This window comes from Clostridium magnum DSM 2767, from assembly GCF_001623875.1.
Taxonomy (GTDB): domain Bacteria; phylum Bacillota; class Clostridia; order Clostridiales; family Clostridiaceae; genus Clostridium_AM; species Clostridium_AM magnum.
The window spans coordinates 210,357-226,362 of sequence record NZ_LWAE01000003.1; the positions used below are offsets into that span (position 1 = coordinate 210,357).

General features: G+C 33.6%; 15 protein-coding genes and 2 other annotated features. Of the genes, 1 reads left to right on the top strand and 14 read right to left on the bottom strand.

Annotated elements, in window-relative coordinates; translation table 11 throughout:
- Window positions 1-38 precede the first annotated feature (38 nt).
- The gene (locus CLMAG_RS34345) at window positions 39-167 is read left to right on the top strand and encodes a hypothetical protein (protein WP_278330640.1); all 129 of its coding nucleotides are present in this window, start codon (window positions 39-41) and stop codon (window positions 165-167) included.
- Window positions 168-248: 81 nt separating this feature from the next.
- On the opposite strand, the gene CLMAG_RS14405 is transcribed toward CLMAG_RS34345, so the two are convergent.
- The 14 genes from CLMAG_RS14405 to CLMAG_RS14470 all read right to left on the bottom strand — a co-directional run bounded on the left by CLMAG_RS14405 (window position 249) and on the right by CLMAG_RS14470 (window position 15,880).
- The gene (locus CLMAG_RS14405; protein ID WP_066623720.1) at window positions 249-461 is read right to left on the bottom strand and encodes a hypothetical protein; all 213 of its coding nucleotides are present in this window, start codon (window positions 459-461) and stop codon (window positions 249-251) included.
- 152 nt (window positions 462-613) lie between these two features.
- Window positions 614-1,582 (bottom strand): bile acid:sodium symporter family protein, encoded by a 969-nt coding sequence (locus CLMAG_RS14410; RefSeq protein ID WP_066623722.1) that lies wholly within the window; start codon window positions 1,580-1,582, stop codon window positions 614-616.
- 293 nt (window positions 1,583-1,875) lie between these two features.
- Window positions 1,876-2,445, bottom strand: a complete 570-nt coding sequence (locus CLMAG_RS14415; RefSeq protein ID WP_066623724.1) for an ANTAR domain-containing response regulator — start codon at window positions 2,443-2,445, stop codon at window positions 1,876-1,878.
- Between the two features lie 46 nt (window positions 2,446-2,491).
- On the bottom strand, window positions 2,492-3,844 hold the full coding sequence (gene glnA / locus CLMAG_RS14420) for a type I glutamate--ammonia ligase (protein WP_066623726.1): 1,353 nt from the start codon (window positions 3,842-3,844) through the stop codon (window positions 2,492-2,494).
- Entirely contained in the window at window positions 3,844-4,206 is a 363-nt protein-coding gene (locus tag CLMAG_RS14425) for a P-II family nitrogen regulator (protein ID WP_066623728.1), read from the bottom strand. Before CLMAG_RS14425 ends, glnA begins: the two co-directional genes overlap by 1 nt.
- Window positions 4,207-4,264: 58 nt before the next feature.
- Window positions 4,265-5,503: an ammonium transporter gene (locus CLMAG_RS14430; protein ID WP_066623730.1), complete on the bottom strand. Its 1,239-nt coding sequence runs from the start codon at window positions 5,501-5,503 to the stop codon at window positions 4,265-4,267.
- A 322-nt stretch (window positions 5,504-5,825) separates the two neighbouring features.
- Window positions 5,826-6,299 (bottom strand): acetolactate synthase small subunit, encoded by a 474-nt coding sequence (gene ilvN, locus CLMAG_RS14435; RefSeq protein WP_066625012.1) that lies wholly within the window; start codon window positions 6,297-6,299, stop codon window positions 5,826-5,828.
- Between the two features lie 18 nt (window positions 6,300-6,317).
- Window positions 6,318-7,925: a biosynthetic-type acetolactate synthase large subunit gene (gene ilvB, locus CLMAG_RS14440; protein ID WP_066623733.1), complete on the bottom strand. Its 1,608-nt coding sequence runs from the start codon at window positions 7,923-7,925 to the stop codon at window positions 6,318-6,320.
- Between the two features lie 40 nt (window positions 7,926-7,965).
- The gene (gene leuB, locus CLMAG_RS14445; protein ID WP_066623747.1) at window positions 7,966-9,030 is read right to left on the bottom strand and encodes a 3-isopropylmalate dehydrogenase; all 1,065 of its coding nucleotides are present in this window, start codon (window positions 9,028-9,030) and stop codon (window positions 7,966-7,968) included.
- A 24-nt stretch (window positions 9,031-9,054) separates the two neighbouring features.
- Window positions 9,055-9,549 (bottom strand): 3-isopropylmalate dehydratase small subunit, encoded by a 495-nt coding sequence (gene leuD, locus CLMAG_RS14450; protein WP_066623750.1) that lies wholly within the window; start codon window positions 9,547-9,549, stop codon window positions 9,055-9,057.
- Window positions 9,550-9,552: 3 nt separating this feature from the next.
- A complete protein-coding gene (gene leuC / locus CLMAG_RS14455; protein WP_082831941.1) occupies window positions 9,553-10,812 on the bottom strand; it encodes a 3-isopropylmalate dehydratase large subunit in 1,260 nt (419 codons plus the stop codon).
- Between the two features lie 113 nt (window positions 10,813-10,925).
- The gene (locus CLMAG_RS14460) at window positions 10,926-12,449 is read right to left on the bottom strand and encodes a 2-isopropylmalate synthase (protein ID WP_066623753.1); all 1,524 of its coding nucleotides are present in this window, start codon (window positions 12,447-12,449) and stop codon (window positions 10,926-10,928) included.
- Between the two features lie 83 nt (window positions 12,450-12,532).
- Window positions 12,533-13,531 carry a ketol-acid reductoisomerase gene (ilvC, locus tag CLMAG_RS14465; RefSeq protein WP_066623754.1) on the bottom strand — a complete coding sequence of 333 codons (999 nt, stop codon included), beginning with the start codon at window positions 13,529-13,531 and terminating at the stop codon, window positions 12,533-12,535.
- 219 nt (window positions 13,532-13,750) lie between these two features.
- Window positions 13,751-13,948, bottom strand: a binding site (T-box leader).
- An 88-nt stretch (window positions 13,949-14,036) separates the two neighbouring features.
- Window positions 14,037-14,234, bottom strand: a binding site (T-box leader).
- A 233-nt stretch (window positions 14,235-14,467) separates the two neighbouring features.
- Window positions 14,468-15,880 (bottom strand): amino acid permease, encoded by a 1,413-nt coding sequence (locus tag CLMAG_RS14470; RefSeq protein ID WP_242873060.1) that lies wholly within the window; start codon window positions 15,878-15,880, stop codon window positions 14,468-14,470.
- Window positions 15,881-16,006: the final 126 nt, after the last annotated feature.

The following is a 16,006-nucleotide window of genomic DNA, read 5'->3' on the forward strand; positions in this document are numbered from 1 at the left end:
AATAAAAACTTTAGAATTTGCTACTTTTTTAGTAGTATGTGACTATAATAGAACAAATTTGCAAAATTACAAAATGTATCGATACACTTGGTTTTAATACAAATAAAAATGCAGAAGGACTTCAATCTTCTGCATTTTTTCTTATAGGCCTTTTGATTCAAAATTAAATATATAAAATGCTATAATTAATTTTTTCATCTCAACTCCTATAATAATATAAGATTCTTTAATTAATTTATCTCATAGTACTATATTCTTTTATATTTTATATGTGCAGCACCTGGGTCGCTAACCACTACATTATCATATGCTCCAGCTTCAACTTCTCTTTTAAACAATGCTCCATCTTCTGCATGCTGACTAAATGGGAAATCATCACTAACAACATCCCTATACTCAAATGATTGGTTTATATTTAATCTTGCTAATTTTTCAGGATCTACATGACTCTTTGTTTCCATTATTTTGCCCTCCAATATGATTATTTGTCAATATTATCTTAACCATTTCTAAAGTAAATATCCTAGTAATTATATTTTTTTCGATAATCTAAGCTAAAGGTGCCTATAAAAAATGCACCTTTACCTTTTTATAATATTTTAATTTTTAAAATTTAAATTTCTGTTACTAATTTTTTCGATATTTTCTCATTTTCCTTTGGTTCTCTAGCAGACCAGAAACTTGCAAGAGTTGATCCTGTCATAGTAAGCCATACACTGAATATTACCGCAGGTATTGCAACTGCAGGTGTAAAGAAACTCATAGCTAGCGATACTCCTAAAGCTGAATTTTGCATACCCACTTCAAGAGTTACAGCCCTTCTTTTTGCCTCTCCCATACCAAGTGCTTTACTTGACAAATATCCTAGTATGTAACCAGCTAAATTATGAATTAATACTACTACAATTATAAGTAATGATGTAGCCATTAGTCTCTTTGAATTTGCACCTACTACTCCTCCAACTATCAAAGCTACAGCTATAGTTGATACAAGAGGAAGTGCTTTTGTAGCCTTTTGAACTTTTTCACCTAATAAGCTATTGATAATCACACCTAAAAGTATTGGAACTACGATTATTTTTACAATTTCCATAAATAACTTAAGTGCTGGTATTGATATCCACTTACCTGCTAAAAGCAATATTAAACCTGGCATAAGAATTGGAGCAAGCAGTGTAGATACTGCACCTATAGAAACGGCAAGTGCTAAATCTCCCTTTGCCAAATAGCACATTACATTAGAGGATGTACCGCTTGGACAGCATCCTACAAGTATTACACCTATAGCTAATTCTTTTGGAAGATTAAAAACTAAGCATAATGTATATGCTATAGCCGGCATTATTACATAGTGGCAGACAACCCCTATAAAGACATCCTTAGGTCTTGTAAATACTTCTTTAAAATCATCCTTTCTCAAAGTCATACCCATACCAAACATTATAATTCCTAGTAGTAAAGAGACTTTTGGTACAACCCACAAGAAATTCGTAGGCTGTAAAAGTGCATCCGCTGCTACAACTATAACAATTATTGCAAAGTATTTGCCCACTAGTTTTCCTAACGTTTCTATAAAATCCATTATAATTCCCCCTTTTTCTGTTTTTCACCTTCTCTGCATTAGTTTTTTAACCTAATAATGCCCCAGTATTAGATTTAAGCCTTTCATTCGACAATTCTTACAAAGACTCAACTTAATAAAATATAATTTGCAGTTTAGGTGTCATTATAGTCATTTTAATTTGATTTTAACCAAAGTAATGCTAATATAGTAATATTATACTATATTTCGATAAATATCAATACGTCAAGTTTCTTTCCATATTTTAAGATTCTTTCCATAATAAAAACCGTGCTTTTACACGGTTTTTATTACTATCCATACTTATTTATAATCTTTTCTGATAATTTATCCATTGATATACACAAATCCATGCTTTTTTTTCGCAAATATTTATAAGCCTCATCTTCCGAAATCTTAAGCCTTTTCATAACAATTCCCTTTGCTCTATCTATTTTTTTTCTGCTCTCTAAAGCAGTTTCTAGACTCAAAATTTTCTCTTGAAGATTCTTAACCTTCTCAATGTTATATATGCTGAATTCTACAGTTTGATATAACTGCTCAGAATTTATAGGCTTAATTATATAAGCAAATATATTCATAGTTTTTATTTTTTCATAAAATCCTGAATCAAGATTATTAGTAATAAATATTACACTTGAAACTTTATCTTCTTCTATTATTCTAGCAGTTTTATAAGCATTGATACCAGATAAATTAACATCCATTATTACTAAATCTGGAACTATACTTCTGCTTATTCTTAAAACTGTACCACTGTCGGCTGCCTGATGAACCTTGTGTCCTCTTTTCTTAAGAAGTTCACTAACCATCTCTCTACATCTGTCATCGCTACCAGCAACTAGTATTTTATACTTTTCCATAATATCACTCCGAAAAGAAACACTTCATATGACAAAACTTATAGTCTTAAAATTTTCTCAAATATCTATCAAGCTCCCATGGCGATATATATCTAGAGTAATCTTTCCATTCATATAATGCCGATTCTATGAATCTCTTATATATGTGCTCTCCAAGTGATGATTTTATTACTTCATCTTTAGACAGCTCTTTTATAGCTTCATATAAATTTATAGGTAGTCTTTCTATACCTCTCTCCTTAATTTCATCAGTTTCCATTTCATAAACATTGCTAGTAACCTGTTCTGGAGGTTGTATTTTGTTTTTTATACCATCTAAACCAGCTTTTAAGGTAACAGCTAAAGCCAAATATGGATTAGCTGAAGGATCCGGACTCCTAAGTTCGATTCTTGTACCCATACCTCTTTCCGCTGGTATTCTAATCAATGGACTTCTATTACTTGCAGACCAAGCTATTAGCACTGGTGCCTCATATCCTGGAACTAATCTCTTATATGAATTAATTATTGGATTAGTTAACGCAGTATATCCTCTAGCATGTTTCATTAAACCGCCTAAAAAGTGATAGGCAATTTCTGAAAGTTTTAAATCATTATTTTCATCATAGAAGGCATTTTTGCAATCTAATGTTGATAATGACAAATTAAGATGCATACCTGAACCATTAATACCAAACTTAGGTTTTGGCATAAATGTTGCATGTAAGCCGTTTCTTTGAGCAATAATTCTTACAACCATTTTAAAAGTCATAATGTTGTCTGCTGTTAATAAAGCATCATCATACTCAAAATCTATTTCATGCTGTCCTGGGGCTGCCTCATGATGAGATGTTTCAATTTTAAATCCCATTTGTTTTAAAGTTATAGTCATTTCATTTCTTGCATTTCCACCTAAATCTATAGGTGCAAGATCAAAATATCCTGCGTCATCATGGGTTTCTAGAGATGGATTCCCTTTTTCATCGGTATGAAACATAAAGAATTCACACTCTGGTCCTACCTTCATTACATATCCCATTTCTTCCGCTTCTTTTAACACCTTTTTCAGTGTATTTCGAGGGCACCCCTCAAAAGGAGTGCCATCCATTTTATAAATATCACATATTAATCGTGCCTCTTTATGAAAATTGGTCCATGGGAAAACAGTGAATGTTGACAAATCTGGTTTCAGATACATATCAGATTCTTCAATCCTAACAAAACCATCTATTGAGGAACCATCGAACATTATTTTGCCATCTAAAGCTTTTTCCAATTGCTCAGCTGTAATAGAAACATTTTTCATAATGCCCATTATATCTGTAAATTGTAGATGTATAAATTCTATATCCATTTCTTCAACTTTTCTCAATAATTCTTCTTTATCAGATTGGTAACTCAAAATTTTTCCCCTTCCCATTATTTATCATATTGTAAAGCATCTCTTCCTTCTGAACCATTACTTATGCGTATAACATTAGCAACATCATAAACGAATATCTTTCCATCGCCCATGTTACCCGTATGCAATACTCTTTTTGCAGTTTCTATAACAGTTTCCACAGGAACTTCACAAACAACAATTTCTACTTTTATCTTTTGTAATAGATTGATATCCACCGCTTTACCACGATAAAATTCTTTATGGCCCTTTTGCATTCCACAACCTAGAACATTTGAAACAGTCATTCCTGCAATTCCTATCTTGTTTAATTCATCCTTTAACTCTTCGAATTTACTTGGAGCCGTAATAATATCAATTTTAGTTAATTTTCCATCCATACATAGGCCTCCCTTACTTTTTTATTATAATTATAACATACATTCTTCACAATTAGAACTAAACACCTAAAGGACCATAGCCTTCTTCTCCGTGTAGTGAAACATCCAATCCACTATTCTCTTCTTCATCACTTACTCTAATCTTAATGAACTTATCTACTACTTTTAATATTAGGAAAGTCATTAATGCAGAATATACAATTGTAGCTAACATAGCAATCAATTGAACACCTAAAAGTTTTATATTGCCATAATATAATCCACTTTGTCCAGCTGCTGCATTTACAGTTGTTGAAGCGAATATTCCTGTTGCTATACCGCCCCACATTCCGCCAATACCATGACATCCAAAGGCATCTAACGCATCATCATATCCAAATTTGTGTTTAATAAAGGTAACACCACAGAAGCATATAGCTCCTCCACCAAGTCCTATTACTAGAGATGATAGTGGAGTAACAAAGCCTGCACCAGGAGTTATAGCTACAAGGCCTGCCACTATTCCACTGGCAATACCTAAACATGTTACTTTACCTCTATGGAAGTACTCACAAGCACTCCAACCTATAGCAGCAGCTGCCGTAGCAGTATTAGTAGTTATAAACGCATTGAAAGCTATATCATTTATCGCTAATGCACTTCCTGCATTAAAACCAAACCATCCAAACCAAAGAAGTCCTGCTCCTAAAAAGGTCATAGGTAGATTATGAGGAGTAATTGTTTCTAACTTCTTTCTCTTTCCAAGCATTATCGCTGCAACTAATGCAGAAACACCGGAACTAATATGAACTACATTACCACCAGCAAAGTCTAGTGCTCCTAGGTTTCTTATCCAACCTCCAACACCCCACATCCAATGTGCAATTGGATCATATACTAAAGTTGACCAAAGTACAATAAATATTGAAAATGCTAAGAAATTCATTCTTTCTACTACTGCTCCAGATATTAAAGCTGGAGTTATTATCGCAAACATGAGCTGAAATATTACAAATGCCTGTTGTGGAATTGTTGCCGCATAATCTGCATTTGGTTCAAATCCAACACCATTTAACCCAAACCATTGAAAATTACCTACTAGTCCCCCAATGTCTGTTCCAAAACATAGGGTATATCCTATTAACAACCATTGAATTGATATTAGTACCATAGCCGCATAACTTTTTGCCGTAGTACTTAGTACATTTTTTCTTCTAACCATTCCTGCATAAAATAAAGCTAATCCTGGAGTCATTAGAAATACTAATACAGTTGAAAAAATTATAAAGGTAGTATCTGCTCCGTTAATATTATTCATTTTCAAGCCCCCTTGTGTAAATATAAAATTATTATTTCAATTAATAGAATCAAGAATAACAAAAAGGCGCCTGTAAATAGGAGACTCTAGAAATCTCAATATTTAAAGACGCCGTTGCCTTTTCAAAACTATTAATTTATTTGTTATGATTATTTATGATAGCACTTTTATAAGCAAAATTCAATACTTTTTTATAATAAAAATAATAATTTATTAAAAATATGTGTATTTTTTTAATAAATCAATAAAAACACCACTGAAAACGTTGCAAAAAATAAAAAAGTGGAATATATTCGTGAATAAAATATATTCCTTTTCCCTGTTATCTTTCTAGAGCTGTAAGTCCAGTTCTAACTATTTCTTTAATACCATGAGGCTTCATTAAATCAATAAATGAAGATACCTTTTCTTCATCACCAGTTATTTCTATAATAGCACTTTTAGTATCTAAATCTACAATCTTACCTCTAAAAATGTTAACGGTTTCTGTAATTATAGGTTGATTATTTTGATTCATGGAAACCCTTATAAGGGCAAGTTCTCTACATACGGACTTTAAAGGATCTAATTCTATTATTTTTATAACATCAATAAGTTTATTTAGCTGCTTGCTAATTTGTTCGAGCATTTGCTCATCGCCAGATATAACAATAGTCATACGTGATATGGTTGGATCTTCTGTAATCCCCACAGTTAAGCTATGAATATTATAACCTCTTCTACTAAATAAACCAGAAATTTTACTTAATACACCTGAATGATTCTCCACTAATACAGATAAAATATATTTATTAATAGTTAACACTCCCTTCTTTTATAGCGTACTTTCCTGAGGATCAACTATACATTCTATTAAAAAGGCACTTTTACTGTCCGCTGCTTCCCTATAAACAGCTTCAAATTCTTCATTGCAAGTAACTCTCTTGCCACGTAATCCATAAGCCTCTGCTATTTTAACAAAGTCAGGATTATGGTTAAATTGTACCCCAAAATTACCAATATTAGTATTCTTCTGAAGTTCTCTAACCATTCCAAGACCAGAATTATTGAATAACAATATTATTACATTTACATTATTGTCAACTATGGTACCAAATTCAAACATACTCATTTGAAAGCTGCCATCACCCATAACAGCTATGACTCTCCTGCTAGGATCTGCTATCTTGGCTCCAACAGCTGCAGGCAAAGAATAACCCATAGTTCCAAGACCACCAGAAGTAAAGAAACTTCTTTCTCCTTTTATATCAAAATTTCTTGCACACCAAATTTGATTTTGACCAACATCTGCGGTCATCACTGTATCTTCTTCTACAAGTTCAGAAAGCTTCTTCAATACATATTTAGGACTTACCATGTCATTCAACTTAGGTGCCCTTTGCACTTCTCTTTTCCATGTTGTAATTTGCTCACGCCACTGGTCTGCTTGCACCGGCTCTACATCCTTTATTAATTCTTCTAGAACTTTCTTTGAATGTCCTACTACAGGAATATTAGGCCCTAGAATTTTTCCTATTTCCGCTGGGTCTATATCAATATGGATGACATAAGCATCCTTTCCGAATTTTGAGCCTGCTATAGCTCTATCTGCCGCTCTAGTTCCTATAAGTATTAAAAGATCTGAATTTGTCACAGCTTTATTAGCATAGGAAAATCCATGGGAACCTATTAATCCTACATAATAAGGACTGTCGGCATCAATAGCATCTTTTCCCATTAATGTATGCACCACAGGAATTTTGGATTTTTCTACAAATTCCTGCAACTCTTTCTTTGCACCGCCGGAAATAATACCTCCCCCTATACAAATAAGTGGTTGTTTACTCTCCTTAATCCTTTGTAATGCTTTTTTTATCTGTCCCTTATGCCCTTCAAACTTAGGTTTATATCCTCTAATATTTACTTCTTTTGGATATGAAAACTCTATATCTTCTAACATAACATCAACTGGTATATCTATTAATACCGGTCCTGGTCTTCCTGTAGAAGCTATATAGAAAGCTTCTTTAATAATTCTAGGAATGTCCTTTCCACATTTGACTAAATAATTATGTTTTGTGAAAGATTCTGTAGATCCTACAACATCAGCCTCTTGAAAGACGTCCTTACCAATAAGAGTAGAATTAACTTGACCTGTAATTATAACCAAAGGGATAGAATCCATATAAGCAGTAGCTATTCCAGTAATTAGATTTGTTGCTCCGGGACCTGATGTAACTATACATACTCCCACTGTTTTATTAGTTCTTGCAAATCCACTGGCACTGTGACCAGCAGCTTGTTCTTGCCTAACTAATACATGTTTAATATCAGATTTCCTTAAAGCTTCGTATAAAGGAATTACAGCAGCTCCTGGATATCCAAATATAGTATTTACCTTTTCTTCCTTTAAACATTGAACAATTGCGTCAGCAACCTTCATGAGACGTCCCCCTTTCAAAATCATTTTTCAAAGCTATTTTTTAGATTTCGCTTGCTATTAGGTCACCCATTTCTTCTGTTCCTACAACCTTCATTCCTGGTTGCATAATGTCCAGGCCACGGTAACCTTTATCTAAAAACTTTAGAACTGCAGCTTCTATATCCTTTGCAGCATCTTCCATATCAAAGCTATATCTAAGCATCATAGCAACACTCATTATAGTTCCAATAGGATTTGCCTTATCCTGTCCTGCAATATCTGGAGCCGAACCGTGGATAGGCTCATAAATTCCTACGTTACCTTCACCAAGACTTGCTGAAGGAAGCATTCCTAAAGATCCAGTTAACATTGAAGCTTCATCACTTAAAATATCTCCAAACATATTTTCAGTAAGTATTACATCAAATTGTTTAGGATTTCTAATCAGCTGCATAGCTGCGTTATCTACATACATATAGTTTAACTCTACATCGCTATAATCTTCTGCTACTTTTGCAACAACTTCTCTCCAAAGTCTAGAGCTTTCTAATACATTTGCCTTATCTACTAAAGTAACTTTGCTATTTCTTCTTCTTGCAACTTCAAAGGAATTCTTTGCAATTCTCTCTATTTCATTAGTGGAGTATTCTATTGTATCCCATGCTTTGTAGCCACCATCAACAGCCACTCTTTTTTTCTCTCCAAAATATGCTCCACCTATTAATTCCCTAACTATCATTATATCTAAACCATCACCTAATACTTCATCCTTTAAGTTTGAAGCAGCTTTTAATTGAGGAAATAATATTGCCGGCCTTAAGTTTGCAAATACTCCCATTTCCTTTCTTATAGTCAAAAGCCCTTTTTCAGGTCTTTTATCACCTGGGAAGTGATCCCATTTAGGACCTCCTACTGCTCCTAAAAGTACCGCTTGACTGCTTTTAGCTACATCTATTGTTTCCTGAGGAATAGGACTTCCTGTAGCATCTATAGCTGCCCCTCCAAGTAATACTTCATTAAATTCAAATTTACATTTATATTTATTTTCTACAGCCTTAAGCACTTTTATAGCTTGCTTAATTACCTCTTTTCCTATTCCATCTCCTGGCATAACTGCTATTTTCATATGAACTTCACCTCTACCTAATTATTACTGATTTTTCTGTTCCTGTTTTAAGTAATTTATTAATCCCTCTGCTCTTATAATTTTCTCCATAAACTCTGGGAAAGCTTCTGCAGTATAAGTTTTTCCTTTAGTAACATTAGTAATGATTCCTGTTTTAAAATCTATAGCAACTTCATTTCCCTCTTCAATATCATTAGCTGCTTCAGCGCATTCTATTATAGGTAGACCTATGTTTATTGAATTTCTATAGAATATTCTTGCAAAGGTTTCAGCTATAACACATTCTATACCTGAAGCTTTTATAGCTATAGGTGCATGCTCTCTAGAAGAACCACAGCCAAAATTCTTTCCTGCTATCATAACTTTTGCCCATTCTATTTTAGCTGGAAAATCCTTATCCAAATCCTCCATACAATGTAATGCTAACTCTTTATGATCGCTTGTATTTAAATGTCTTGCTGGAATAATAACATCTGTATCTACATTGTCTCCGTATTTAATAACTTTTGCACTTATCATTGTTTAAACCTCCTCTGGTGATGAAATCTTTCCTGTGATTGCAGAAGCTGCTGCCACTGCTGGGCTTGCTAAATATACTTCGCTTTCTGTATGTCCCATTCTTCCTACAAAGTTTCTATTTGTAGTGGCTACTGCTCTTTCACCTTTAGCTAGTATTCCCATATGTCCTCCAAGACAAGGTCCACAAGTTGGTGTACTAACCACTGCTCCAGCTTCTATGAAGATTTCAATAAGTCCTTCTCTTATTGCTTGAAGATAAATTTTTTGAGTTGCTGGGAAAATAATTGCTCTTATCCTTGGATTTACTTTTTTGCCCTTTAAGACTTTAGCTGCTGCTCTTAAGTCATCTATTCTTCCATTAGTACAGGATCCTATAACTACCTGATCTATAATTACTTCTCCTACCTCATCAATTGTTCTTGTGTTCTCAGGAAGGTGAGGAAATGCTACTGTTGGACGAATTGTACTTAAATCTATTTCTATAACTCTTGTATATTCAGCATCTGCGTCTGCTTCATAAACAGTATATTCTCTATCCGAATGTTCTTTTATATATTCAACAGTTTTTTCATCTACCTGGAATATTCCATTTTTCGCTCCAGCTTCAATAGCCATATTTGCTATAGTAAAACGATCGTCCATAGATAGATTTTTAATGCCTTCCCCTACAAACTCCATGGATTGATAACGTGCACCATCTACTCCTATCATTCCAATGATATGCAGAATTATGTCTTTTCCGCTTACCCAAGGCTGCATTTTTCCTGTAACTACAAATTTTATAGCTTCTGGAACCTTAAACCATGCCTTTCCAGTAGCCATGCCTGCTCCCATATCTGTACTTCCAATTCCTGTAGAAAAAGCTCCTAAAGCTCCGTAAGTACATGTATGTGAGTCTGCGCCAATTATTACATCTCCAGCCACCGCAAGTCCTTTTTCAGGAATTAGTGCATGCTCAATACCCATTTGACCAATTTCAAAATAATTTTTTATGCCCATCTTATAAGCAAATTCTCTTGTGCATTTACATTGTTCTGCTGATTTTATATCTTTGTTTGGGGTAAAGTGATCTGGCACGATAGCTACCTTTTCCTTATGAAAAACTTTATCAACACCAATTCTATTAAATTCATTAATAGCTACAGGAGTAGTTATATCATTACCAAGTACTAAATCTAAATTCACCTCAATTAACTGTCCTGCCTTTATACTATCTAATCCTGCATGAGCAGCCAATATTTTTTGTGTCATTGTCATTGCCATATACGTTTCCTCCTACTTTATTTAATGGTATTAAATAACTTATTTACAGTTGCAAATACCTAATTTTCTGATATCATAATGATTATTTTTCTTATAAACTGCATAAATAAATATTATTCCATATGATTAGCATAATAATGTATTTTATTGATAGCATTTATGAAAGCTTTTGCGCTAGACTCTACAACGTCTGTGCTTACGCCCTTAGCAGAATAGATTTTTCCATCCTTTTCAACTTTTACAGTAACTTCTCCTAAAGCATCCTTACCACTTCCTACAGCTTTTAAGAAATAATCCTTTAACTTAACATTTATTCCTGTTGCTTTCTCAATAGCCTTAAAGGTAGCATCTACTGGACCATCTCCACAGGCAGCTTCTTCAACAGCATTACCATTATAATTTATCTTAACAGTAGATGTAGAAACTATACTATTTCCACTAGAAAATTGGAAATATTCAAGATTAAAGGCTTCTGGAACCTGAAACACTTGTTGTTTAACTAATGCTTCAATATCTTCATCAGAGATATCCTTCTTTTTATCTGCCAAGTCTTTAAATTTGTGGAAAGCTTCATTTATCTTATCACCTTCTAAGTGATCATAGCCTAATTCCTTTAAGCGCTGCTCAAAGGCATGTCTTCCTGAATGTTTTCCTAGAACTATTAAATTTTTCTTCAAACCTACAGACTCTGGAGTCATAATTTCGTAAGTTTCTCTGCAATTTAAAACTCCATGTTGATGTATTCCTGATTCATGAGCAAAAGCATTAGCACCTACAATAGCTTTATTATTTTGAATTAGTACTCCTGTTAAATGGCTTACTAAATTGCTTGTTCTTGTTATCTGCTCAGTTACTACATCTGTATAGCTTTCAAAACGATCAGAACGAGTTTTAATTGTCATTACTACTTCTTCTAAAGCAGCATTTCCAGCCCTCTCTCCTAATCCATTTATTGCACATTCTATCTGCTGAGCTCCATTTTCAATAGCTGCAAGAGAATTTGCTACCGCTAATCCTAAATCATTATGACAGTGAACACTTATAATTGCTTTATCAATGTTAGGTACACTTTCTTTAATTCCTTTAATAAAAGCTCCATATTCTCCTGGAGTTGTATATCCTACAGTATCCGGTATGTTTACTACATCTGCACCAGCTTCTATAACAGCTTCTATTACTTTATATAAAAATTCTGGACGGGTTCTTGTTGCGTCTTCCGCTGAAAATTCAACATTTGGACAAAGACTTTTTGCATACTTTACCATAGTGCGTGCTCTTTCTAGAACTTCCTCTGGTTTCATCTTTAGCTTATGCTCCATATGAATATCTGAAGTGGCGATAAAGGTATGGATTCTAGGTTTTTCAGCATATTTTAATGCTTCCCAGGCAGTATCTATATCATCTTTGGACGTTCTTGCAAGTCCAGCAATAATTGGCCCTCTTATATTTTGTGCAACAGCCTTTACAGCTTCAAAATCTCCTTTGGATGCAAAGGGAAATCCTGCTTCAATTACATCTGCTCCAAGTACTTGAAGTTGTCTTGCAATCTCTAATTTTTCATCTATATTCAAGCTTACTCCTGGAGTTTGCTCTCCATCTCTTAAGGTAGTATCAAATATATATATTTTCTTTCCCATTACAAATCATCCCTTCCTGCACTACATTTTGTTTTAGCATTAAGAGATAAAGAATCTCTTAATGCTAAACTTAAAATTTAATTTTACTCTTTATTTTTAACCCAAGGCATCATCTTTCTTAATTCTTTTCCTACTTTTTCTATTTGATGCTCTTTTTCCTGTCTTCTTATTGCATTGAAAGATGGTCTATTAGTTTGGTTTTCAAGTATCCAATTTCTAGCGAAAGTTCCGTCTTGGATTTCCTTTAATGTGTCTTCCATTGCTTGACGACTCTCCTTAGTAATTACTCTCTTTCCAGTACAATAGTCACCATACTCTGCTGTGTCACTTATTGAATATCTCATATAGCTAAGTCCACCTTCATTTATAAGGTCAACTATTAATTTCATCTCATGTAAACATTCAAAATATGCGCTTTCTGGCTGATATCCTGCTTTTACTAGAGTTTCAAATCCTGCCTTTATAAGCTCTGTAACTCCTCCACAAAGTACAGCTTGTTCTCCGAAAAGGTCTGTTTCAGTTTCTTCTTGGAATGTAGTCTCAAGTACTCCTGCTCTTGAACCACCAATTCCTTTAGCATAAGCTAATGCATAATCTTTAGCTTTTCCACTGTAATCTTGGTGTATAGCTATAAGACATGGTACTCCTTTTCCTTCTAAGTACTGACTTCTTACAGTATGACCAGGTCCTTTTGGTGCAACCATAAATACATCTACATTTGCAGGTGGAACAATTTGTCCATAATGTATGTTGAATCCATGAGCAAATATTAAAGATTTTCCTTCTGTAAGGTTTGGCTCAACATTTTCCTTGTAAATCTTTGCTTGCTTCTCATCTGGTGTTAATATCATTATAAAATCAGCTTCTTTTGCAGCTTCACTAGTTTCTAAAACTTTAAGTCCTGCTTCTTGAGCGATTTCCCATGATTTACTTCCTTTATAAAGTGCTACACAAACATCTACTCCACTTTCTTTCAAATTTAAAGCATGTGCATGCCCTTGACTTCCATAACCTATAATTGCTACCTTTTTTCCTTCTAATAAACCTAAGTTTGCATCCTTATCATAATACATCTTTGCCATTTTTGTTTCCTCCTAGTATTTCTATAATTATTTTGTTTATTGACATTGATATTTATACTCACCCTCATAATTACAAGTTTTTAAGTTTTTTACATTGAATGTGTATAAAAATATATTTGAATTTTTCACTGGCCAGATGAAAAACTGTTTAGCTTTATTTAGTATCTATAAAAATATTTAAATTATTATAATAAAAAGACAGACCCCTTCCCATGCTTTTCATGGGGCGAAAGGTCTGTCGCGGTACCACCCAAATTTCTTACTTCATTAAAATAACGGCTTTCACCGGATCAGCTTACTATTACTTCAGCCTACAGTTCAAGGGTGAGTTTCGAAATGTGTATTTATGGGTTTCCACCGTGCCCCATTCTCTGTAAAACACTTAACATATCTACTTTGCCCTATCATAACTTTTATATATATTCTATTTTATGTATTAAATAACCTTATTTTACACAATTTTCAATATCGGAAGGTATAAAAAAACAGGCCCTCCCCATGCTTTTCATGGGGCGAAAGGTCTGTCGCGGTACCACCCAAATTTCTTACTTCATTAAAATAACGGCTTTCACCGGCATAGCTTACTATTAGTTCAGCCTGCAGCTACAGGGTGAGTTTCGAAATGTATATTTATGGGTTTCCACCATACCCCACTCTCTAAGAAATATTTAACACATCTACTTAATCCTGTCATTGCTTTTTCATATATTGTTTATAATCATACTATATTTTTTATATGCTGTCAATATCTTTTTTGAATTTATTTTTTTATGAAAATTGCTTTTCTGAATTTTCGTTTTTATTATCTTAACATCTTAAGCACTATGTGTCAACAGCTGGATAAAATTTTATAATATTTTATATATTTTGTCACATGATTTTTTTTAATCTTATATTGCAATTAATGAATAAATTATTTTAAACTAAATAATATTATTATTCTCTATGTTCAAAATCACATTCTGTCAGTGGAACTATCTTTGTCTTCTTAAACATCTTATAACCAATTATCAAGAATATGAATATAGGAATACATAAATAATTTGTTATAAAATCAAACCAACTAAAGGTTTCTGCTTGGAATATCCATATGTTAGCACCAAATATAACAATTGTACAAAGTATTATAGCCAAAATAGGACCAAAGGGATACCATTTAGCTTTATACTTTAAATCTTCTAATCTTCTGCCTTGAACAAGATATGCTTTTCTAAACCTATAGTGACAAATCCCTATTCCTAGCCAAGCAAAGAAGGCTGTGATACCGGATGCATTGTATAGTATGTAATATATTTTTCCATCTCCAACCAAGGATGCAGCAAATGCAGAACAAGCTACGATAGTTGTAGCATATAGAGCATTAGTAGGAACTCCCCGTTTATTAACCTTTGATAAGACCTTAGGAGCTTTTCCTTCCTTTGCCAAAGCATATAACATACGTGATGCGACGTAAAGACCTGAATTGCCACAGGAAAGTACTGATGTTAGTATTACTGCATTCATAAGACTAGCTGCAATAGCTAAACCAGACTTTTGAAATACAATGGTAAATGGACTGTATGCAATATTATCCGCACCACTTTTTAAAAGGTTTGGATCAGTAAATGGAATTAAAAATCCAATTACTATAATTGCTCCCATATAAAATAATAAAATGCGCCAGAAAACAGTTTTTATTGCTCTTGGAACATTCTCCTCCGGATTTTCTGATTCCCCTGCTGCAAGTCCAACTATTTCTGTACCTGAAAAAGAAAATCCCGCAACTAAGAAAACATTAATCATAGAAAGCATACCACCAACAAAAGGACCTTTCTTACCAGCACCATCTGATAACACCCAATTATTGAATCCAATTGATTGTCCATCTAAAATGCCAAATATCATAAGTACACCTACTATTAGGAATATAATTATAGTTATAACTTTAATACTTGCAAACCAATATTCACCTTCACCATAAGCTCTCGCAGATAAAATATTCAGAGCGAAAATAACTATTAAAAATAGTACGCTCCATAAAGTAGTATTTGTATTTGGAAACCAAAATTTAACGATAAGGGAACCTGCAACCAACTCAGCTGCAACACATATTGCCCAACAAAACCAATAGTTCCACCCAAGAGTAAATCCTAAAGCTGGATCAACAAATCTTGTTGCATAGGTTTCGAATGATCCAGAAATAGGTAACATTGTTGCCATTTCACCAAGAGATGTCATTAAAAAGTAAACCAAAATCCCCATAACTATATAGGCGAGTACAGCACCTCCAGGTCCAGCTGTGCTTACTGCACTACCACTTGCAAAGAATAAACCGGTTCCTATGGAACCTCCAATAGCAATCATATTCATGTGTCTAGCTTTTAGACCTCTTTGAAGTTTGTTATCTTCTTTTGCGTCCACAGGCTTTGTTTCCAAATTCGTATTCACAAAAATCCCCCCTTTTATTTTGTAGCATTGTAAAATGCTCTTTCCTCT

What these genes read in the sequence shown, in the direction of transcription:
- CLMAG_RS14460 (WP_066623753.1), bottom strand. Translation starts at nt 12,449, where the DNA reads ATGGGAAAGAAAATATATATATTTGATACTACCTTAAGAGATGGAGAG.
- CLMAG_RS14470 (WP_242873060.1), bottom strand. Translation starts at nt 15,880, where the DNA reads ATGAATATGATTGCTATTGGAGGTTCCATAGGAACCGGTTTATTCTTT.
- CLMAG_RS14415 (WP_066623724.1), bottom strand. Translation starts at nt 2,445, where the DNA reads ATGGAAAAGTATAAAATACTAGTTGCTGGTAGCGATGACAGATGTAGA.
- ilvC (WP_066623754.1), bottom strand. Translation starts at nt 13,531, where the DNA reads ATGGCAAAGATGTATTATGATAAGGATGCAAACTTAGGTTTATTAGAA.
- leuD (WP_066623750.1), bottom strand. Translation starts at nt 9,549, where the DNA reads ATGATAAGTGCAAAAGTTATTAAATACGGAGACAATGTAGATACAGAT.
- glnA (WP_066623726.1), bottom strand. Translation starts at nt 3,844, where the DNA reads ATGGGAAGGGGAAAAATTTTGAGTTACCAATCTGATAAAGAAGAATTA.
- CLMAG_RS14410 (WP_066623722.1), bottom strand. Translation starts at nt 1,582, where the DNA reads ATGGATTTTATAGAAACGTTAGGAAAACTAGTGGGCAAATACTTTGCA.
- ilvB (WP_066623733.1), bottom strand. Translation starts at nt 7,925, where the DNA reads ATGAAGGTTGCTGACGCAATTGTTCAATGTTTAAAGGAAGAAAAGGTA.
- leuC (WP_082831941.1), bottom strand. Translation starts at nt 10,812, where the DNA reads ATGGCAATGACAATGACACAAAAAATATTGGCTGCTCATGCAGGATTA.
- CLMAG_RS14405 (WP_066623720.1), bottom strand. Translation starts at nt 461, where the DNA reads ATGGAAACAAAGAGTCATGTAGATCCTGAAAAATTAGCAAGATTAAAT.
- CLMAG_RS14425 (WP_066623728.1), bottom strand. Translation starts at nt 4,206, where the DNA reads ATGGATGGAAAATTAACTAAAATTGATATTATTACGGCTCCAAGTAAA.
- CLMAG_RS14430 (WP_066623730.1), bottom strand. Translation starts at nt 5,503, where the DNA reads ATGAATAATATTAACGGAGCAGATACTACCTTTATAATTTTTTCAACT.
- leuB (WP_066623747.1), bottom strand. Translation starts at nt 9,030, where the DNA reads ATGAAAATAGCAGTTATGCCAGGAGATGGAATAGGAAAAGAGGTAATT.